General features: G+C 68.6%; 19 protein-coding genes and 6 tRNA genes. 20 read left to right on the forward strand and 5 right to left on the reverse strand.

What is annotated here, in order from left to right:
- Positions 1–54 precede the first annotated feature (54 nt).
- A complete protein-coding gene (locus ACWDUD_RS09525; RefSeq protein ID WP_450109155.1) occupies positions 55–588 on the forward strand; it encodes a 2-isopropylmalate synthase in 534 nt (177 codons plus the stop codon).
- Between the two features lie 223 nt (positions 589–811).
- Entirely contained in the window at positions 812–1,981 is a 1,170-nt protein-coding gene (locus ACWDUD_RS09530; protein WP_450109156.1) for an IS1249 family transposase, read from the forward strand.
- 103 nt (positions 1,982–2,084) lie between these two features.
- Here the strand turns inward: ACWDUD_RS09530 and ACWDUD_RS09535 are convergent.
- The 5 genes from ACWDUD_RS09535 to ACWDUD_RS09555 all read right to left on the reverse strand — a co-directional run bounded on the left by ACWDUD_RS09535 (position 2,085) and on the right by ACWDUD_RS09555 (position 2,545).
- A tRNA-Val gene (locus ACWDUD_RS09535) sits at positions 2,085–2,159 on the reverse strand.
- Positions 2,160–2,178: 19 nt separating this feature from the next.
- Positions 2,179–2,254: transfer RNA gene (locus tag ACWDUD_RS09540), tRNA-Gly, on the reverse strand.
- A 46-nt stretch (positions 2,255–2,300) separates the two neighbouring features.
- Positions 2,301–2,375, reverse strand: a tRNA-Val gene (locus ACWDUD_RS09545).
- Between the two features lies 1 nt (position 2,376).
- Positions 2,377–2,447, reverse strand: a tRNA-Cys gene (locus tag ACWDUD_RS09550).
- A gap of 25 nt (positions 2,448–2,472) precedes the next feature.
- Positions 2,473–2,545 (reverse strand) — tRNA-Gly (locus tag ACWDUD_RS09555).
- A 421-nt stretch (positions 2,546–2,966) separates the two neighbouring features.
- On the opposite strand from ACWDUD_RS09555, the gene ACWDUD_RS09560 reads away from it, so the two are divergent.
- From ACWDUD_RS09560 to secF, 18 genes are all read left to right on the forward strand, one after another.
- Positions 2,967–3,038 (forward strand) — tRNA-Val (locus ACWDUD_RS09560).
- Between the two features lie 329 nt (positions 3,039–3,367).
- Entirely contained in the window at positions 3,368–3,838 is a 471-nt protein-coding gene (locus tag ACWDUD_RS09565; protein ID WP_450109157.1) for a DUF742 domain-containing protein, read from the forward strand.
- 183 nt (positions 3,839–4,021) lie between these two features.
- Positions 4,022–6,088 (forward strand): threonine--tRNA ligase, encoded by a 2,067-nt coding sequence (gene thrS / locus ACWDUD_RS09570; RefSeq protein WP_197252522.1) that lies wholly within the window; start codon positions 4,022–4,024, stop codon positions 6,086–6,088.
- Positions 6,085–6,648 (forward strand): HIT family protein, encoded by a 564-nt coding sequence (locus ACWDUD_RS09575; RefSeq protein WP_248676667.1) that lies wholly within the window; start codon positions 6,085–6,087, stop codon positions 6,646–6,648. Before thrS ends, ACWDUD_RS09575 begins: the two co-directional genes overlap by 4 nt.
- A gap of 121 nt (positions 6,649–6,769) precedes the next feature.
- Positions 6,770–7,429: a phosphatidylinositol phosphate synthase gene (pgsA, locus tag ACWDUD_RS09580; protein ID WP_450109158.1), complete on the forward strand. Its 660-nt coding sequence runs from the start codon at positions 6,770–6,772 to the stop codon at positions 7,427–7,429.
- Complete coding sequence (locus tag ACWDUD_RS09585; protein ID WP_450109159.1) at positions 7,426–8,328, forward strand: phosphatidylinositol mannoside acyltransferase; 903 nt, start codon at positions 7,426–7,428, stop codon at positions 8,326–8,328. The genes pgsA and ACWDUD_RS09585 overlap by 4 nt, the downstream gene beginning before the upstream one ends.
- On the forward strand, positions 8,329–9,456 hold the full coding sequence (locus tag ACWDUD_RS09590; RefSeq protein ID WP_450109160.1) for a glycosyltransferase family 4 protein: 1,128 nt from the start codon (positions 8,329–8,331) through the stop codon (positions 9,454–9,456).
- Positions 9,453–10,472 carry an NUDIX hydrolase gene (locus ACWDUD_RS09595; protein WP_450109161.1) on the forward strand — a complete coding sequence of 340 codons (1,020 nt, stop codon included), beginning with the start codon at positions 9,453–9,455 and terminating at the stop codon, positions 10,470–10,472. Before ACWDUD_RS09590 ends, ACWDUD_RS09595 begins: the two co-directional genes overlap by 4 nt.
- 169 nt (positions 10,473–10,641) lie before the next feature.
- Complete coding sequence (pdxS, locus tag ACWDUD_RS09600; protein WP_197252517.1) at positions 10,642–11,544, forward strand: pyridoxal 5'-phosphate synthase lyase subunit PdxS; 903 nt, start codon at positions 10,642–10,644, stop codon at positions 11,542–11,544.
- 91 nt (positions 11,545–11,635) lie between these two features.
- The gene (locus ACWDUD_RS09605) at positions 11,636–12,457 is read left to right on the forward strand and encodes an acyl-CoA thioesterase (protein WP_197252516.1); all 822 of its coding nucleotides are present in this window, start codon (positions 11,636–11,638) and stop codon (positions 12,455–12,457) included.
- A gap of 53 nt (positions 12,458–12,510) precedes the next feature.
- Positions 12,511–13,119, forward strand: coding sequence for a pyridoxal 5'-phosphate synthase glutaminase subunit PdxT (pdxT, locus tag ACWDUD_RS09610; protein WP_420752949.1), 609 nt, complete (start codon positions 12,511–12,513; stop codon positions 13,117–13,119).
- A gap of 73 nt (positions 13,120–13,192) precedes the next feature.
- Entirely contained in the window at positions 13,193–13,945 is a 753-nt protein-coding gene (locus tag ACWDUD_RS09615) for a YebC/PmpR family DNA-binding transcriptional regulator (protein WP_197252514.1), read from the forward strand.
- A gap of 102 nt (positions 13,946–14,047) precedes the next feature.
- Positions 14,048–14,626 (forward strand): crossover junction endodeoxyribonuclease RuvC, encoded by a 579-nt coding sequence (gene ruvC, locus ACWDUD_RS09620; RefSeq protein ID WP_248676529.1) that lies wholly within the window; start codon positions 14,048–14,050, stop codon positions 14,624–14,626.
- The gene (gene ruvA, locus ACWDUD_RS09625) at positions 14,623–15,219 is read left to right on the forward strand and encodes a Holliday junction branch migration protein RuvA (RefSeq protein ID WP_450109162.1); all 597 of its coding nucleotides are present in this window, start codon (positions 14,623–14,625) and stop codon (positions 15,217–15,219) included. The genes ruvC and ruvA overlap by 4 nt, the downstream gene beginning before the upstream one ends.
- Complete coding sequence (gene ruvB / locus ACWDUD_RS09630; RefSeq protein WP_197252511.1) at positions 15,216–16,328, forward strand: Holliday junction branch migration DNA helicase RuvB; 1,113 nt, start codon at positions 15,216–15,218, stop codon at positions 16,326–16,328. Before ruvA ends, ruvB begins: the two co-directional genes overlap by 4 nt.
- A 114-nt stretch (positions 16,329–16,442) precedes the next feature.
- Positions 16,443–16,790, forward strand: a complete 348-nt coding sequence (gene yajC / locus ACWDUD_RS09635; protein ID WP_450109163.1) for a preprotein translocase subunit YajC — start codon at positions 16,443–16,445, stop codon at positions 16,788–16,790.
- A 107-nt stretch (positions 16,791–16,897) separates the two neighbouring features.
- Positions 16,898–18,646 carry a protein translocase subunit SecD gene (secD, locus tag ACWDUD_RS09640; RefSeq protein ID WP_450109164.1) on the forward strand — a complete coding sequence of 583 codons (1,749 nt, stop codon included), beginning with the start codon at positions 16,898–16,900 and terminating at the stop codon, positions 18,644–18,646.
- 2 nt (positions 18,647–18,648) lie between these two features.
- The gene (gene secF, locus ACWDUD_RS09645; protein WP_450109165.1) at positions 18,649–19,830 is read left to right on the forward strand and encodes a protein translocase subunit SecF; all 1,182 of its coding nucleotides are present in this window, start codon (positions 18,649–18,651) and stop codon (positions 19,828–19,830) included.
- Position 19,831: the final 1 nt, after the last annotated feature.

A 19,831-nucleotide genomic window follows, 5' to 3' on the forward strand; every position in this document is an offset into this window, starting at 1 on the left:
TGCGGGTCGTTGAGCTACCTGTCGGTCCTCCCTTCTCGTGGAAGACCTCCTCCGATGAACGCCTTCACCTCCTTCGCTCCCGATCGTCGTATCGCCGCTGCGCGTCCCTTCGCCTCCTGCACCGAGACCGATCGGCTCACCTCGCTCGACCCGTTCGCCGCCCGCTACGGCCGTGCCCTGCCGCTCGCGCTCCGCGCCGAAGCCGCCGGCATGTCCTGGACCGAATTCGCGGCGAACTACGCCCCGCAGGGCGGGCCGCTGGAACTTCGCGCCTGGAACACCACCGTGTTGACCGGGGGACTGTGCGCCTACGAGGCGACCTTCGAGCTCGACGGGACGGAGCGCAGCACCGCCTCCGTCGCGACCGGCCCGGTGTCCGCGATGACCGGCATGATCCACGAGCTCGGTTTCCGCCTCGAAATCCGTTCGTTCCACCGCCAGGACATGGGGGACACCCACGCGACGTTCCTGCTGTGCGAGTCCGACGACGAGAGCAGCTGCTGGGTGATGGGACTGGGCGGCACGGCCGCGGAGTCGACGCTGCGGGCGATGATCGCGGGAATCAACCGTCTGTACGGCACGCGCTGATCCACCGAAGCTCGATCCATCGAAGCCGGGACGGCCTCGCACGAGCGATCATGCGAGGCCGTTCGGCGCTCGGCATCTGAATGCCGCTCCCGGGAACGGAACGACCCGACGCAGACCGACGAACGGACACGGGTTAATGGCCAGAATGTGTGTACAGAACCCCCGATTTCTGAGCCCTGACCTCGGATGATAGCGACCCGAACATGCTCTGAAAGCATGTTCGGTGTCAGCTACCCGGAATTCCCCGCTCTGTGGTGTATGCGGAGCCAAGTTGGTCAAGAACGGCACCACCACAGCCGGCCGCACCCGCTGGCGCTGCAAAACCTGCGGCGCATCGACGACCCAGTCACGTCCGGACATCACCCGCAAAGCACAACTGAACGCATTCCGGGCATGGCTTCTCGACGGCCACACACCCACCCAGGTGGCCTCCAGCGCCCGCACCTTCCGCCGCGACACCTCCTGGTGCTGGAACATCGAAATCCCACCACCGACCCCGGCCCCGACACCGGCCGATCTGGTGATCCTCGACGGCACCTACTTCCAATCCTGGTGCCTGCTCATCGCCACCGACGGCCACCATGTCATCGACTGGCAATGGTGCGACCGCGAGAAGAAGATCGCCTGGCTGCAGATCCTCGAGCGCCACCGCGCCCCGACCGTCGCCGTCATCGACGGCGGCACCGGCCTGCACGCCGCGATCGCCGAGCAGTGGCCCACCACCCGCATCCAACGCTGCTACTTCCACATCTTCCAGGTCGTGCGCCGCCATCACACCCTCAAACCCCGACTCGAAGCCGCCCGCGAAATCCTCACTCTCACGCGAGCTTTGATGAATGTCCAGGGCATCGACCAGGCCGTGCTGTGGTTGCAGGCGTACGCGGCGTGGGAGGCCCGCTGGGACGGTTTCCTGCGTCACCGCACATACGCGAAAGCACATGTGGCCCGCCCGAGCGGGGTCTCGGACGACCAGCAGTGGTGGTACACCCACCGGGACCTGCGCAAGACCCGTGGCCTGTTCCGCCGCTTGATCGCCGGCAACCACCTGTTCACCTGGATCGACCCGGAGCTGACCGACGACGAACACCCACTGCAGCGGACCACCTCACCGCTCGAAGGTGGCCCGAACAAGGCGATCAAGGACCTGTTCCGCACACACCGTGGGCTGCCGGTCGAGCACGCTCGCCGGGCCGCGGAATGGAAACTCAACAGTCTGACCGCCGAGCCCCGCGATCAGTGGACTCTGGTCCGGCCCGAGCACCACACGCCGTCCCGGACGACGCGACGCGACACCACCGAGGACGAACCGATCGGCCCGACCATGGGCACCGACTTCAGCTGGGAGGACGGAAACGGTCGTCAACAGGGTTGGGCGGGCAGATCACGCCGGTGAACCGAGCCGACACACCGGTAGCCGTACACACATTTTGGCCTATAACCCACGGACACAGAACGAGGAAGACCCCCTTCGGATGAAGGGGGTCTTCCTCGTATTCTGGTGCGCGATACTGGGATTGAACCAGTGACCTCTTCCGTGTCAGGGAAGCGCTCTCCCGCTGAGCTAATCGCGCCGGCTCGAAACGCCGGTTGTGGAGCGGATGACGGGATTCGAACCCGCGACCCTCACCTTGGCAAGGTGATGCGCTACCAGCTGCGCTACATCCGCATTGCACGTGATTTTCGAACCGATCGACCCACGTGCAGGTCGATCGTGGTGCGCGATACTGGGATTGAACCAGTGACCTCTTCCGTGTCAGGGAAGCGCTCTCCCGCTGAGCTAATCGCGCGAGGTGGAGACGGGAATCGAACCCGTGTGCACGGCTTTGCAGGCCGTTGCCTCACCACTCGGCCACTCCACCGTAAAAGGTCGAGTCCAACCTCTCGAGCGGATGACGGGATTCGAACCCGCGACCCTCACCTTGGCAAGGTGATGCGCTACCAGCTGCGCTACATCCGCATTCGCACCGTTCGGCGTTGTGCTCTCCGTGGTGCGGTTGAGAACATTAGCCGACCATCGACGAAACACACAAATCCGCAGGTGAACCGGCATATATGACTCGGTGAACCAGTGCCCTCGCCGCATCGGTGGACCGTCCGTCGGCGGTGGGCGGGCCGGAACGGGTCGAGACGGGCCGAGGAGCCGGGCCGGAACGGACCGCGGACGGTGTGCCGGGCGCCGGCCCTCGGTGCCCGTCGCCGGCGAAGGGGACGAGCACGCACGCGCGCACGTGAGCGGGACCGTTTCCGGGTGTCGGCCGGGCCCGGGGCTCCCATCGGGGTCGTGTCTTCCCTTCGGAATCGCGTCTGAACTGGCGATTCGTCTTCATCCGGTAGTCGTGTTAGTGTTCCATCTCGTTCGAGCCGCTGCGAAGCGGCGCGGTCCCGTGGCTCAGTGGAAGAGCGTCCCGTTCACACCGGGGAGGTCGCTGGTTCGATCCCAGCCGGGACCACAACAATCGCCCGATCACGAGAGCACCCCGATGGGGTGCTCTTTTCGTATGCGCCCCGTCCCGTGCATGCCCTCGACGGCCGTTGTCCGGACGGGGTTCGATGGGAACGGCGGGGCTGTCGTGGCAGGTGTGACCTGCGCAACCTCACCAGATGGTGTGACTGATGGCAGGATCGATCTCACCGCAAGGAGGATGGGGCTGAGATGAGTGTCGCCGACAATCAATGGCCGGCCGTGGGGATGACGGGCGCCCGATTCGGCACTGCCGCGCGGCGGCGGAGGTACATTCCGAAACACGCCGCCACAACTGCCTCGGAGATGGATGACGACGTGTCATACATCGACGAGGATCCGGTAGCGGACGCCGCCGCCGGAAGGCATCCTGTGGACGCGGTGGGGGCAGTGCAGCCCAGGATGTCCGAGACTTTCGTGGGGGACAAGAACATGGATCAGGAAGCGCCGTCGTTCGTGCGCCCGTTCGTGCGCAGCCAGGGGCGCACCCGGGCCGAAGTGGATCTTCCGCTCGAAGCGCTGGTTTCGACATCCGCGATGGTGGCGACGTCCGAGAACACCGGGGTGATGCCGAGTCTCGACGAGCACCGCATCGTGCTGGGACTCTGCTCGCAGCCACGCTCGATCATGGAGGTCGCCGCGCTCGCCGGGATTCCCCTCGGTGTCGCGCGGGTGCTCGTCGGCGATCTGGCGGCCTCGGGGGAACTCACCGTGCACCGGACGGTCGACCGGGTCGGTCCCGGCGCGGAACTCCTCCGGCGGGTCCTGAGCGGACTGAACGAGCTCTGACCCGGCCGTCGCGATCGCGATCGGTCCTCGATCCGGCACAACGGGGCGGCGACGGCGCGACCGCGCCGTGCCGATAGCGGCGGGACCGGGGCGTGCCGATAGCATGGGGAGGTTGCCGACGCGCGCCTCTGCGCGGCCGGCCACCGTCCATCGTCAGGCATCGAGCCGGAGGAGTTCACCACAGTGACCACGCCCGCATCCGCGAAACCAGCCACGCTCGTCCGGGTGCCCGCGGGAACCACTGCCGGTGCCGCCGTGCGTGACGCCGGGCTGCCCGTCAAGGGACCCGAGACGATCGTCGTCGTCCGCGACCCGGAGGGTGCCCTCCGCGACCTGGCGTGGACGCCCGAGGAGGACGTCGAGGTCGAGGCGGTCGCCGCCGACACCGAGGACGGACGCAGCGTTATCCGGCACTCCGCCGCGCACGTGCTGGCCCAGGCCGTGCAGCAGGAGTTCCCCGAGGCCAAGCTCGGCATCGGCCCGCCCATCAAGGACGGCTTCTACTACGACTTCCAGGTCGAGCGCCCCTTCACCCCGGAGGACCTCGCGAAGCTCGAGAAGCGCATGAAGAAGATCGTCAAGGACGCGCAGCGCTTCTCCCGCCGAGTCGTCGAGAACCTCGAGGACGCGCGCGAGGAGCTGAAGAACGAGCCGTTCAAGCTCGAGCTGATCGACGACAAGTCGGGCATCGACGACCCCGAGATCATGGAGGTCGGCGGCAAAGAGCTGACCATCTACGACAACCTCAACCCGCGCACCGGCGAGCTCGTGTGGAAGGACCTGTGCCGCGGACCGCACGTCCCGACCACCAAGTTCATCCCCGCGTTCAAGCTGACCCGCAGCTCCGCCGCGTACTGGCGCGGTGACCAGGACAACGCCGGTCTGCAGCGTGTCTACGGCACCGCGTGGGAGTCCGCCGAGGCGCTGGACAAGCACCTCGAGCTCCTCGCCGAGGCCGAACGTCGGGACCACCGCAAGCTCGGCAACGAACTCGACCTGTTCTCGTTCCCCGACGAGCTCGGTTCCGGCCTGCCCGTGTTTCATCCCAAGGGCGGCATCATTCGTCAGGAGATGGAGAACTACTCGCGCCGGCGGCACGTCGAAGCCGGTTACGAGTTCGTGTACTCGCCGCACATCACCAAGGGCCACCTCTACGAGGTGTCCGGTCACCTCGACTGGTACCGCGACGGCATGTTCCCCGCGATGCACATCGACGAGGAACTGAACGAGGACGGGACCGTCCGCAAGCCGGGGCAGGACTACTACCTCAAGCCCATGAACTGCCCGATGCACGACCTGATCTTCCGGTCGCGCGGGCGTTCCTACCGCGAACTGCCGTTGCGCATGTTCGAGTTCGGTTCCGTCTACCGCTACGAGAAGTCCGGCGTCGTCCACGGACTGACCCGCGTGCGCGGCATGACGCAGGACGACGCGCACATCTTCTGCACCCCGGAGCAGATGCGCGACGAGCTCACCAGCGTCCTCAACTTCATCCTGGACCTGCTCAAGGACTACGGTCTCGACGACTACTACCTGGAGCTGTCCACGAAGAACCCGAAGAAGTTCGTCGGCAGCGACGAACTGTGGGAGACGGCCACCGAGACACTGCGTGAGGTCGCCGAGGCGTCCGGTCTGCATCTCGTGCCGGACCCGGGCGGCGCCGCGTTCTACGGTCCGAAGATCTCCGTCCAGGTCAACGACGCCCTCGGGCGCAACTGGCAGATGTCGACGATCCAGCTCGACTTCAACCTGCCCGAGCGGTTCGAGCTCGAGTACACCGGCCAGGACGGCGCCAAGCACCGCCCGGTGATGATCCACCGCGCGCTGTTCGGTTCGATCGAGCGGTTCTTCGGTGTGCTCACCGAGCACTACGCGGGCGCGTTCCCGGCCTGGCTGTCGCCGGTGCAGGTCGTCGGCATCCCGGTCGCCGAGAACTTCGCCGATCACCTGCTCGACGTCGCGCAGCAGCTGAAGGCCGAAGGCATCCGCGCCGAGGTCGACCTCAGCGACGACCGCATGCAGAAGAAGATCCGCAACCACACCACCCAGAAGGTCCCGTTCATGCTGCTCGCCGGTGAGCGGGACGTCGAGGCCGGTGCGGTGAGCTTCCGCTTCCGCGACGGCACCCAGGTCAACGGCGTGCCGGTGGCCGAGGCCGTGCGCATCGTCGCCGACTGGGTCCGGCGCCGCGAGAACGCCTCCCCCACCGCCGCGCTCATCGCGCCCGAGGGCGCGGAGCTCGGGTCGTGACCGGCGACCGGGGCTGCGGCCCCGCCGAGACCGAAGCCCTCGTCGACCGGGGTGTCGGCGAAGCCGACCATCTGCAGCGGTTGTGGTCGCCGCACCGCATGTCGTACATCACCGAGTCCCCGCGGGCGGAGGACGGCCCGTACGAGCCGTTCACCGACATCCCGAAGATGACGGACGAGGAGGGACTCGTCGTCGCGCGCGGAGAGTTCGTCTACGCGGTGCTCAACCTGTACCCGTACAACCCGGGCCATCTGATGGTGGTGCCGTACCGGCGGGTGGCGAACCTCGAGGACCTGACCTTCGAGGAGAGCACCGAACTGATGGCGTTCGCGCAGCGCGCGGTGAGGGTCATCAAGCGGGTGTCGCGTCCCCACGGCTTCAATGTCGGTCTCAATCTCGGTGCGGCAGCAGGAGGTTCGCTTTCCGAGCACCTGCACCTGCACGTGGTTCCGCGGTGGGGCGGCGACGCCAACTTCATCACGGTCCTGGGAGGCTCGAAGGTGATGGTGCAGTTGCTGCGCGACACGCGGGCACTGCTGGCATCCGCATGGGACGAGTGACACCGTCCACTCCTGAACACGACCCGTACGGGTTCGCCGTGCGCAGCGGACGAACGGCGGACGGTCGTGGCAGGATCGTGTCCCGAACGGGACGAATCGAGCCGGAAACGGGGGTCGCGAGATGCTGAGCTTCTTCGGGCGGGCATCGGTGTCGAAGGTCACCGCGCCGCTCGGCAGGGCATTGATCCGCACCGGCCTGACTCCCGACGCGGTGACGCTGATCGGCACGGTCGCGACGATCGCCGCCGCCCTCACGCTGTTTCCGATGGGGCAGCTGTTCTGGGGCACGATGGTCATCTGGCTGTTCGTGATGTTCGACATGCTCGACGGGGCCATGGCCCGGGCGCGCGGCGGTGGCACCCGGTTCGGCGCGGTTCTCGACGCCACCTGCGACCGAGTCGCGGACGGCGCGATCTTCGCGGGCCTGGCCTGGTGGGCGGTCTACGACGAACAGAGCCGTCCGCTATTCGTCGCCACGCTGATCTGCCTCGTGTCGTCCCAGGTCATCTCGTATGCGAAGGCGCGGGCGGAGGCGAGCGGGCTGTCCGCCGACGGCGGCCTGATCGAGCGCCCCGACCGGTTGATCATCGTGCTCGTCGGCGCCGGCTTCACCGGTCTCGGGATCGACTGGGCCATCCACGTCGCGATGTGGCTGCTCGCGGCCGGCTCGGTGATCACCGTGTTCCAGCGGGTCATCGCCGTGCGTCGTTCGCCCGGCGCCCGGGAACTGCTGCCGATGACCCCGGCACCGTCCACCGGCACCGACGGAGAAGCCGCATGACGTCCGCCGAGCGCCTGACCGATCTCGGATACGGCGCCGGATGGCGGCTGGTGCGCGCGCTCCCGGACCGGGTCGCGCGCGTTCTGTTCGACACCGGCGCCGACATCGCCGCCCGGCGGAACGGCGGCCCGCAGCAGTTGCGACGCAATCTCGCCCGCGTGCTCGGCGTCGCCCCGGAACACGTGCCGGACGACCTGATCCGCCGGTCGATGCGTTCCTACGCGCGGTACTGGCGCGAGGCGTTCCGGTTGCCGTCGATGGACCTCGACGCGACCGCCGCGGCCATCGACTCGTCGATCGAGGGCCGCGAGCACATCGAGGCGGCCCTGACCGCCGGGCGCGGTGTGATCCTGGCCCTGCCGCACAGCGGCAACTGGGACATGGCCGGGGTGTGGTGTGCCCGAACCTACGGGCAGTTCTCGACGGTCGCCGAGCGGTTGCGCCCGGAGTCGCTGTACCAGCGTTTCGTCGACTACCGCGAACATCTCGGGTTCGAGGTGTTCCCGCTCTCGGGTGGCGAGAGCCCGCCCTTCGTCGAATTGTCCGCACGCCTGCGTGACAATCGGATCGTGGCTCTGCTCGGGGAACGCGACCTGGCTCGCAAGGGTGTGCCGGTGACGTTCTTCGGCGAACCCACCCGGATGCCCGCCGGTCCCGCGAAGCTCGCCGTCGAGACCGGTGCCGCGCTGCTGCCGGTGCACTGCTGGTTCACCGACGACGGCTGGGGGTTCCGGGTGCACCCGGAGGTCGACGTGACCGGCGGGCTCGAGGCGGCCACCCAGGCCCTCGCGGATCGGTTCGCCGCCGACATCGCCGAACACCCAGCAGACTGGCACATGCTGCAGCCGCTGTGGCTCGACGACCTGTCGGCCGAGCGGCGCGCCCGGATGGAGGCGTAGTTGAGGATCGGCATGGTCTGCCCGTATTCGTTCGACGTACCGGGCGGAGTGCAGGCACACGTCGTGGATCTGGCCCAGGTGCTGATCGAACGCGGCCACAAGGTCAGCGTGCTCGCGCCGGCCTCCGAGGACACGGTGCTGCCGCCGTTCGTGGTCTCGGCCGGACGGGCCGTCGCCATCCCGTACAACGGGTCGGTGGCGCGGCTGAGCTTCGGCCCGGTGTCCTACGCGCGGGTGCGGCGCTGGATCAACGACAACGACTTCGACGTCCTGCACATCCACGAACCGAACGCGCCGAGCCTGTCGATGCTGGCCCTGAAGGTCGCCGAGGGCCCGATCGTCGCGACCTTCCACACCTCCACGACGAAATCGCTGGTACTCAGCACGTTCCAGGGTGTCCTGCAGCCGTATCTGGAGAAGATCAGCGGCCGTATCGCGGTGTCGGAACTGGCCCGCCGCTGGCAGGTGACCTCGCTCGGCGGGGATGCCGTGGAGATTCCCAACGGCGTCGACGTGCCGTTCTTCGCGCACGCCCCGCTGCTGCCCGGCTATCCCCGGACCGGCCGGACGGTGCTGTTCCTGGGCCGCTACGACGAACCCCGCAAGGGCATGGCCGTGCTGCTCGGCGCGCTGCCGACGCTCGTCGGGAAGTATCCCGACCTCGAGGTGCTCGTTGTCGGCCGCGGCGACGAGGACAAGCTCCGCAAGGAAGCCGGACGTCTCGCCAAGCACCTGCGGGTGCTCGGGCAGGTCAGCGACGCCGAGAAGGCGTCGGCGATGCGCAGTGCCGATGTGTACTGCGCCCCGAATCTCGGCGGCGAGAGCTTCGGGATCGTGCTGGTGGAGGCGATGGCGGCCGGGACCGCGGTCGTCGCCAGCGAACTCGACGCGTTCCGCCGGGTGCTGCGCGACGGTCGTGCGGGTGTGCTGGTGCCGGTCGGGGACTCCGACGCGCTCGCCGAGGGCATCCTCGAGGTTCTCGCCGACGACGCCCGCCGCGCCGACCTGGTCGCCGAGGGATCCTCGGTGGTCGGAACCTACGACTGGCCCGTGGTGGCCGAGCAGATCCTGCGGGTCTACGAGACGGTGACGGTCGGGGCCGGACGGGTACGGGAGGTCCGCTCGTGACACTCAGTGCGGTGACGATCCTCGTCCTCTCCGTGATCGCGGCAGTGGTCGTCGGCCTGGGACTGTGGGCGTACACGACCGCGAACCGGCTCGACCGGCTGCACGTGCGGTCGGATCTGTCGTGGCAGGCGCTCGACGCGGCGCTGGCCCGCCGGGCGGTGGTGGTGCGCAGCATCGCCGCGTCGGTCCCGGCCGCGGACGGCAAACGTCTCGCCGCCCTCGCCGATCGTGCCGAACGCGCGGACCGGGAGCACCGGGAGACCGCCGAGAACGCGCTGTCGTCCATGCTCACGACGATCGACAGCGAACGGTTGCGACCCCAGCTGGTCGCCGAGCTGGCCGACGCCGAGGCCCGCGTCATGATCGCCCGCCGCTTCCACAACGACGCGGTCCGTGACACCCTCGCGCTGCGCACCCGCCGCCCGGTGCGGTGGCTGCATCTCGGTGGTACCGCACCGCTCCCGACGTTCTTCGAGATCGCCGAACGCTCCGGCGCCTCCGCTCAGACCTCCCGCATGCCGGACGAGACCCGCACCTCGGCGCGGGTCGTCCTCTTCGACGACGAGGGTCGGGTGCTGCTGCTGCGCGGAAACGATCCGACCACCCCGGACGTGCACTTCTGGTTCACCGTCGGCGGCGCCGTCGAGGTGGGGGAGTCGTTGCGTGAGGCGGCGGTGCGGGAGTTGAAGGAGGAAACGGGGCTGGTGACCGAACCGGATCGGCTCGCCGGTCCGATGTGGCGCCGGGTCGCGGTGTTCCCGTTCAACGGTGAGGTGATCCGCTCGGAGGAGTTGTTCTTCGCGTTGCAGGCACCGGTGTTCGTGGCCGGGGACGCGGGTTTCACCGACCTCGAGCGGACGATGGGGCTCGAGCCCCGCTGGTTCACCGCCGACGAGATCCGCGGACTGCAGCAGCGCGGTGAACCGGTGTACCCGCAGGACTTGGCGGATCTGCTCGGGGAGGCCCGGGACGTGGCCGTGCGGCGCACCGAACCCGAGGTGCGCGCGATCCGGTGACCGTCCCCTCGGGGACGCGGTGACCGGGAGCACAAGGCCAGGTCTCCGCGACTGGCTATCGGTGGGGCGCCGGGTGCGGTCATAGGCTCCTTCTGGCCACGGAACCCGTCCAGGACCACGGTGTTTCCGGCGGCTGCCGACCGACAGACCACACGTGTAGGAGTTCGTTGTGAGCACCCCCGAATCCGCCCCCGCCACCGGCACCGCCCGCGTCAAGCGCGGCATGGCCGAGATGCTCAAGGGCGGCGTGATCATGGACGTCGTCACTCCCGAGCAGGCGAAGATCGCCGAGGACGCGGGCGCCGTCGCGGTCATGGCGCTCGAGCGGGTGCCGGCCGACATTCGTGCCCAGGGCGGCGTCTCCCGGATGAGCGACCCGGACATGATCGACGGCATCATCTCGGCCGTGTCGATCCCGGTGATGGCCAAGGCCCGCATCGGTCACTTCGTCGAGGCACAGATCCTGCAGTCCCTCGGTGTGGACTACATCGACGAGTCGGAGGTGCTGACGCCGGCCGACTACGAGAACCACATCGACAAGTTCGCCTTCACGGTGCCGTTCGTGTGTGGCGCCACGAACCTCGGGGAGGCGCTGCGCCGCATCAACGAAGGTGCGGCGATGATCCGTTCGAAGGGCGAGGCCGGTACCGGCGACGTCTCGAACGCCACCACCCACATGCGCAGGATCCGGCAGGAGATCCGCCGGCTCACGTCGCTGCCGGAGGACGAACTGTACGTCGCGGCGAAGGAACTGCAGGCCCCGTACGACCTGGTCGTCGAGGTTGCCAAGGCAGGCAAGCTGCCCGTCACGCTGTTCACCGCCGGTGGTATCGCGACTCCCGCCGATGCCGCGATGATGATGCAGCTCGGCGCCGAGGGTGTCTTCGTCGGCTCGGGCATCTTCAAGTCCGGCAACCCGGCCCAGCGCGCAGCCGCGATCGTCAAGGCCACCACCTTCTTCGACGACCCGGACGTGCTCGCGAAGGTTTCCCGCGGTCTCGGCGAGGCGATGGTCGGCATCAACGTCGACGAGATCCCGCAGCCGCACCGGCTCGCCGAGCGCGGCTGGTGATCGCCCACCCGTGAGCGCACGGTGACGGTTCCCGTCACCGTGCGGCAGGGGAGGCGATATAGCCTTGGACCGCACAGTGGAAGGGGCGGGCATGGCGAAGATCGAAGAGATCCTGGCGCTCGAACAGATCGAGAAGGACATCTTCCGGGGCATCGCGACGGAGACGTTGCTGCCGCGGACGTTCGGAGGGCAGGTCGCGGGTCAGGCGCTGGTTTCCGCGGTGCGGACCGTCGATCCCGCGTTCGAAGTGCATTCGCTGCACGGCTACTTCCTGCGGCCCGGCAACCCGACGATGCAGATCGTCTATCTCGTCGATCGCATCCGCGACGGCCGGTCGTTCTGCACCCGCCGGGTGACCGCGGTGCAGGACGGCAAGGCGATCTTCACGATGTCGGCGTCGTTCCACGTGGACGAGCGGGGAATCGAGCATCAGGACACCATGCCGCGGGTCCCGATGCCCGAGGATCTGCCCGACCCGGACCTGGTCGACGACCCGACGGTCCACTGGGCGCGGATCGAATGGGCCGAATGGGAGTTCCGGTTCGTTCCGCGGGAGCAGATGGACACCTCGAGCCGCTGGGCGTCCCAGCAGCAGGTGTGGTTCCGCTCCCGCGAGGCACTGCCGGACGACCCCGTCTTCCACGTGTGCACCCTCGCGTACATGAGCGACATGACGCTGCTGGGATCGGCCAGTGTCGCCCACCCCGACGAGAAGACGCAGGGCGCGTCGCTCGACCACGCGATGTGGTTCATGCGTCCGTTCCGCGCCGACGACTGGCTGCTCTACGACCAGACGTCCCCGTCCGCCGGGTTCGGGCGCGCGCTGACGCAGGGCCGGATCTTCGACCGGAACGGCAACATGGTCGCCGCGGTCGTGCAGGAAGGATTGACCCGCTACCTGCGCGAATCGTGAACACATCCCGCCGGGGAGACCCGGCGGCACAACGAACAGGCAGGTAGTTTTCCGTGGGTACGACACCGACCATCGGCGTGCTGGCGTTGCAGGGCGACGTCCGTGAACACCGGGCCGCACTCGACGCGGCCGGCGCGCGCACGATCGCGTTGCGCCGCGCGAGCGAACTCGACAGCGTCGACGGCGTGGTGATCCCCGGCGGCGAATCGACGACGATGAGCCGCCTGCTGCAGGTGTTCGATCTGCTCGAGCCGTTGCGGGCGCGGTTGCGGGACGGACTGCCGGCATTCGGTTCGTGTGCGGGCATGATCCTGCTCGCCTCGGAGGTCCTCGATACCCGGCCCGACGCCGAGCATCTCGACGCGCTCGACATCACGGTGCGCCGCAACGCGTTCGGCCGCCAGGTCGACTCGTTCGAGACGGATCTCGAGGTGCTCGGTATCGACGACGGTCCGGTGCGTGCGGTGTTCATCCGCGCACCCTGGGTCGAAAAGGTCGGTGCCGGTGTGGAAGTGCTCGCGGCGGTGCCCGAGGGGCCGGCGGCGGGGCGGGTCGTCGCGGTGCGGCAGGGAGTGGTGATGGCGACGTCCTTCCACCCCGAGGTCACCGGGGACCTGCGGGTGCACCGCATGTTCGTGGACGCGGTCCGGAAAGCCCGGTAGTCCCGGAGTAGAATCTCTGTTCCGACCTGTCGGTGCATGCCGACTTCACCTCGCCGGAAGGGGCTCGAAGCGAATGAGCGGCCACTCCAAATGGGCCACCACCAAGCACAAGAAGGCGGTCATCGACGCCAAGCGCGGCAAGATGTTCGCGAAGCTGATCAAGAACATCGAGGTGGCGGCCCGCACGGGTGGTAGTGACCCCGCCGGCAACCCGACGTTGTTCGACGCGATCCAGAAGGCGAAGAAGAGCTCGGTCCCCAACGACAACATCGAACGCGCCCGCAAGCGCGGCGGTGGCGAAGAGGCCGGCGGTGCCGACTGGCAGACCATCACCTACGAGGGCTACGGCCCCAACGGTGTCGCCATCCTCATCGAGTGCCTGACCGACAACCGCAACCGCGCGGCCGGCGAGGTGCGCACCGCGATGACCCGCAACGGCGGCAACATGGCCGACCCGGGTTCGGTGTCGTACCTGTTCACCCGCAAGGGCGTCGTCGTGCTTGAGAAGAACGGCCGCACCGAGGACGAGATCCTCGAGGTCGTCCTCGAAGCCGGCGCCGAGGAGATCAACGACCTGGGCGACAGCTTCGAGATCGTCTCCGAGGCCTCCGACTTGATTCCGGTGCGGACGGCCCTGGTCGAGGCCGGAATCGACTACGACTCGGCCGACCCGGACTTCCGGGCGTCGGTCGAGGTGCCCGTCGACGCCGAGGGCGCCCGCAAGGTGTTCAAGCTGGTCGACGCGCTCGAGGACTGCGACGACGTGCAGAACGTCTACACCAATGTCGACGTCTCGGACGAGGTGCTGGCCGAGCTCGACGCCTGAGCCACGGTCTTCGTCCCGCCGGGGCTGCGTGTCGCACTGCCGACGCGCAGCCCCGACGACTATGCTCTCGAACAGATGTTCGTGGCGGTGAGAGGTGGTCGGGTGCGTGTCATGGGTGTCGATCCCGGCCTGACCCGCTGCGGACTCGGCGTGGTCGACACCGGACGCGGCCGTGAGGTCCATCCGGTGGCCGTCGGGGTCGTGCGGACCCCCACCGACCTCGATCTCGCGCAGCGTCTGCTGCGGATCTCCGAATCCGCCGAGGAGTGGATGGACCGCTACCGGCCCGACGTGGTCGCCGTGGAACGGGTGTTCTCGCAGCACAACGTGCGCACCGCGATGGGAACCGCGCAGGCGGGTGGTGTCGTGGCCCTCGCCGCGGCCCGCCGGTCGATCCCCGTCATGTTCCACACCCCGAGCGAGGTCAAGGCCGCCGTGACGGGCAACGGCAGCGCCGACAAGAAGCAGGTGACCGCCATGATCACCCGCATCCTCGAGCTCGACTCGGCACCCAAACCGGCCGATGCCGCGGACGCGCTGGCGCTGGCGGTCGCGCACTGCTGGCGCGCACCGATGCTCGCGCGCCTCGCGGCGGCCGAGGCCATGGCGGCCGCTCAGAAACGACGATACGAAGAGCGGCTGCGTGAGCAGGCGGCCGCGCGGAAGGCAGGTGGCCAGTGATCGGGTCGGTGCGCGGCGAGGTACTGGACATCGCCCTCGACCATGTCGTCATCGAGGCCGGCGGCATCGGCTACCGGATCAACGCGACACCGGCGACCCTCGGCACGCTGCGCCGGGGCGACGAGACCCGGCTGGTCACCGCGATGATCGTGCGCGAGGATTCGATGACGCTCTACGGGTTCGCGAACACCGAGGCCCGCGAGCTGTTCGGGCTGCTGCAGACCGTGTCCGGGGTCGGCCCGCGGCTGGCGATGGCCACCCTCGCGGTGCTGGAACCCGACGCGTTGCGCGCCGCGCTCGCCGAGGGCAACACGACCGCCCTCACCCGTGTCCCGGGCATCGGCAAACGCGGCGCCGAACGCATGATCGTGGAACTGCGCGACAAGGTCGCGGCGTTCGCGGGTGCCGGCGAGACGACGACGGCGGTCTCGGCGTCGCCGATCCGCGATCAGATCGTCGAGGCGCTGGTGGGGCTCGGATTCACCGCGAAGCAGGCCGAACCGGCCACCGACACCGTGCTCGCGGAGGATCCGGGTGCGGAGGTGTCCACGGCGCTGCGTGCCGCGCTCAAGCTGCTCGGTAGGTCGCGATGACCGACGAATACCGCGAATTCGACCGCGCCCACTCCACCGACCGGGACGAACCGTCGCCGGTGACCGCGCGGCACCTGCCGTCCGACAGCGACATCGAGACGAGCCTGCGGCCGAAGAGCCTCGACGACTTCATCGGCCAGCCGCGGGTGCGGGAACAGCTGCAGCTCGTGCTGCGGGCGGCCAAGCTTCGGGGCGGAACCCCCGACCACATCCTGCTGTCGGGACCGCCCGGCCTCGGCAAGACCTCGATGGCGATGATCATCGCCGCCGAGCTCGGCACGTCGCTGCGGCTCACGTCCGGCCCGGCGCTCGAACGCGCGGGCGACCTCGCCGCGATGCTCTCCAACCTCGCGGAGGGCGACGTGCTGTTCATCGACGAGATCCACCGCATCGCCCGGCCCGCCGAGGAGATGCTGTACCTCGCGATGGAGGACTTCCGGGTCGACGTCGTCGTCGGCAAGGGGCCCGGGGCCACGTCGATCCCGCTCGAGGTCGCCCCCTTCACGCTGGTCGGCGCGACCACCCGTTCCGGCTCGCTGACCGGCCCCCTGCGCGACCGCTTCGGGTTCACCGCGCACATGGACTTCTACGAACCCGCCGAACTGCAGCAGATCCTGCATCGTTCGGCCCGGCTGCTGGGCATCGACCTGCGCGAGGATGCCGGTGCCGAGATCGCCGGCCGGTCCCGCGGCACTCCCCGTATCGCGAACCGGTTGCTGCGGCGCGTCCGGGACTACGCCGACGTGCGTTCCGACGGGGTCGTCACCCGCGAGATCGCCCAGGCGGCGCTGGCGGTCTACGACGTCGATCCGATCGGCCTGGACCGGCTGGACCGCGCCGTGCTCGGAGCCCTGGTGCGCAGCTTCGGCGGGGGACCGGTCGGGGTGTCCACCCTCGCGGTCGCGGTCGGTGAGGAACCGGCCACGGTCGAGGAAGTGTGCGAACCGTTCCTGGTGCGCGCGGGGATGATCGCCCGCACGCCGCGCGGGCGGGTCGCGACGCAGGCCGCATGGCTGCAGCTCGGTCTGACACCTCCGCCCGAGGCCGCAACCGGCGGCATCGAGGTTCGTGCGCGCGAACCGCAACTCGACCTCTTCGACGGGGACTGACCGCGTGGCCCGGGTGACGGGCCCACCATCCGCTCGGCGGGTGATGGCACACTGGTCTATTGCGTCGGCACGCGGAGGCCGCTCGTCAATCGATACCGAGGACTGACTTCAACGATGGAACTGCTCTTCCCGCTCTTGATCCTTGCACTGCTGGTGCCCACGTTCCTCGGAATCCGGCGTCAGAAGAAGGAAATGCACAAGGTCACGGAGCTGCAGGATTCGCTGCGCATCGGTGACCGGGTGGCGACGACGGCGGGCCTGCACGCGACGGTCGTGGCGCTGTCCGACACCACCGTCGATCTCGAGATCGCGCCCGGCGTCGTGACCACGTGGGCACGCATGGTGGTCCGGGAGAAGCTCGAGGACACCACCGGTACCACCGGTAACACCGATACCGGTACGGTCTCGTTCGGCAAGGACGACGACACCGATCCGCCGGCGGGTCGTCCCACCGAATACTGATCTTCATCGCGGCGGCGGCACCGGAGTGGTCTCGGGTGGCGTCGCGCAGCGGTCGCTGCGACCGCCACCACCGAACCACTCACTCGTTACGAGGAGACTGACTGACCGTGGCACCTTCCAACGGATCGGTGCATCCAGCGCGTTCCCTCGCCCTGTTCGGGGCGATCCTGGTGGCGCTGTATGCACTGGTCTTCTTCACCGGGGACAAGTCGCCGACACCGAAACTCGGTATCGACCTCCAGGGCGGCACCCGCGTCACGCTCACCGCCCGCACACCGGACGGCAGCAGCCCGAGTCAGGACAGTCTCCGGCAGGCGCAGCAGATCATCGAGACCCGCGTCAACGGCCTCGGCGTGTCCGGGTCCGAGGTCGTCGTCGACGGCGACAACCTGGTCATCACGGTGCCCGGCGACGACAGCGCGCAGGCCAAGACCCTCGGCCAGACCGCGCGGCTCTACATCCGGCCGGTCCTCGGTGGCCCGATCGCCAGCGCGAACACCAGGGGGGAGAACCCCGAGGCGCAGACCCCGGAGACCCAGAACCCGACCCAGTCCCCGGCGGAGCCGGCCCCGGTCGAGCCCGCACCGGAGAATCAGGCGCCCGAGAATCCGGCACCGGAGAACCCCGAGCCGCAGGGCCGGCCGTTCCCGGCCCAGGAGCCGACCGACACGCCGGTCGCACCGGAGCCCACCGCCACTCCCGCACCCGCTCCGGAGGCACCGGCCGGCGGTGAGCTCGACCCGCAGGCGCAGGCCGCCGCGGACATCGCCGCCGCGAAGGCGCTGCGGCAGAGCGAGGATCCCGCGACCCAGCAGCAGGCCGCGATGTCCCTGGACTGCTCGGTCGCCGATCCGCTCGCCGGCAACGACGATCCGGCCCTGCCGCTCGTCGCGTGCTCGACCGACGGCACCTCCGTCTACCTGCTCGGACCCAGCATCATCGACGGTCAGCAGATCACCGACGCCACGGCCGGTTTCAACAGCCAGCAGTCCCGCTACGAGGTCAGCCTGACCTTCGACAGCGAGGGCAGCAACACGTGGGCGCAGTTCACCGCCGCGAACATCGGCCAGCAGGCCGCGTTCACGCTCGACTCGAAGGTCGTCAGCGCCCCCGTCATCCAGGGCGCGACGCCCGCCGGCAGCGCCACGTCGATCACCGGCAACTTCACCAACACCCAGGCCACCGAACTGGCGAACACCCTCAAGTACGGTTCGCTGCCGCTCTCGTTCGTGGCCTCCGAAGCCGAAACCGTCTCCGCGACGCTCGGATTCGCGTCGTTGCAGGCCGGCCTGATCGCCGGTGCGGTCGGTCTCGTGCTGGTGCTGCTGTACTGCCTCGCGTACTACCGCATGCTCGGACTGCTCACCGCGCTGTCGCTGGTGCTCTCCGGCCTGGCCGTGTACGCGATCATGGTGCTGCTCGGCCGCTACATCGGCTACACGCTCGACCTGGCCGGTATCGCCGGCCTCATCATCGGTATCGGCATGACGGCCGACTCGTTCGTGGTGTTCTTCGAACGCATCAAGGACGAGATCCGCGAGGGCCGCAGCTTCCGATCCGCGGTACCGCGCGGTTGGGCGCGTGCCCGCCGGACGATCCTGTCCGGAAACGCGGTCAGCTTCATCGCCGCGGCGGTGCTGTACTTCCTCGCCGTCGGGCAGGTGCGCGGGTTCGCCTTCACTCTCGGCCTGACCACCATCCTCGACGTGGTCGTCGTGTTCCTGGTGACCTGGCCCCTGGTGCATCTGGCATCGACCTCGAAGTTCTGGTCCAAGCCGAGTGTCAACGGACTCGGCGCCATCCAGCAGGTGGCGCGTGAGCGTCAGCTCGCAGCGGCCTCGGCGAAGGAGGCGTGACGATGACCGACACGACGACGGCACCGCACCACAGTGGACTGTCCCGCCTCTACACCGGCACCGGCGGTTTCGACATCGTCGGACGCCGCAAGTTCTACTACGTGCTCACCGGCGCGATCGTGCTCGTCGCGCTGCTGAGCATGCTCATCCGAGGCTTCTCCTGGGGTATCGACTTCGAGGGCGGCACGCGAATCCAGATGCCCGCGGTCGAGGGCGTGACCACCGAACAGGTCGAGACGGTCTACAGCGACACGCTCGGCACGGAGCCGGTGGCGGTGCAGACCGTCGGTTCGGGTGCCGGCGCGACCATCCAGATCCGCTCCGAGGCGCTCGATCTCGTGCAGGTCAACGCCCTGCAGTCGGCGTTGTTCGAGGAGTTCCAGCCGACCGACAGCAACGGCGTCCCCTCCCGCAACACCATCAGCGTCGCCGACGTGAGCGAGACGTGGGGCGGGCAGATCACCAAGAAGGCGCTGATCGCGCTCGTGGTGTTCCTCGTGATCGTCAGCGTCTACATCGCCGTGCGCTACGAGCGGGACATGGCGATCGCGGCGATCGCGGCGTTGTTCTTCGACATGATCGTCACCGCGGGCATCTATTCGCTGGTCGGCTTCGAGGTCTCGCCCGCGACCGTCATCGGTCTGCTCACCATCCTCGGTTTCTCGCTGTACGACTCGGTCGTCGTGTTCGACAAGGTCGAGGAGAACACCCGCGGCATCCTGCACCTGCATCGGCGCACCTATGCCGAACAGGCGAACCTGGCCGTCAACCAGACGCTGATGCGGTCGATCAACACCACGATCATCTCGGTGCTGCCGGTGATCGCGCTGATGGTGATCGCGGTGTGGCTCCTCGGCGTCGGCACGCTCAAGGACCTGGCGCTCGTGCAGCTGGTCGGCATCGTCGTCGGTGCCTACTCGTCGATCTTCTTCGCGACGCCGCTGCTGGTGACGCTGAAGGAGTGGCGCGGCCCGATCGCTGCGCACACCAGGAAGGTGCTCGCCAAGCGGGAGGCCGCCGCCGGCCGGGCCGCGACCGCGGCCGCTGTGGTCGACGCCGAGCCGGTATCGGTTCCGGATCGCTCCGGCGCGCACGCGGTGCACCGGCAGCCGACCGCGCCGGCGCAGCGTGCGCCGAGACCCGGCGCGCGGCCGACGGGGAAGCGCGGCAAGAGAAGGCCCTGAC

It is taken from the genome of Rhodococcus sp. NPDC003382 (genome assembly GCF_053589135.1).

Excerpts from the sequence above, each read along its gene's own strand:
- ACWDUD_RS09525 (WP_450109155.1), top strand. The coding sequence starts at position 55 with ATGAACGCCTTCACCTCCTTCGCTCCCGATCGTCGTATCGCCGCTGCG.
- pgsA (WP_450109158.1), top strand. The coding sequence starts at position 6,770 with ATGCTGAGCTTCTTCGGGCGGGCATCGGTGTCGAAGGTCACCGCGCCG.
- ACWDUD_RS09585 (WP_450109159.1), top strand. The coding sequence starts at position 7,426 with ATGACGTCCGCCGAGCGCCTGACCGATCTCGGATACGGCGCCGGATGG.
- ACWDUD_RS09605 (WP_197252516.1), top strand. The coding sequence starts at position 11,636 with ATGGCGAAGATCGAAGAGATCCTGGCGCTCGAACAGATCGAGAAGGAC.
- ACWDUD_RS09615 (WP_197252514.1), top strand. The coding sequence starts at position 13,193 with ATGAGCGGCCACTCCAAATGGGCCACCACCAAGCACAAGAAGGCGGTC.
- ruvB (WP_197252511.1), top strand. The coding sequence starts at position 15,216 with ATGACCGACGAATACCGCGAATTCGACCGCGCCCACTCCACCGACCGG.
- yajC (WP_450109163.1), top strand. The coding sequence starts at position 16,443 with ATGGAACTGCTCTTCCCGCTCTTGATCCTTGCACTGCTGGTGCCCACG.
- secF (WP_450109165.1), top strand. The coding sequence starts at position 18,649 with ATGACCGACACGACGACGGCACCGCACCACAGTGGACTGTCCCGCCTC.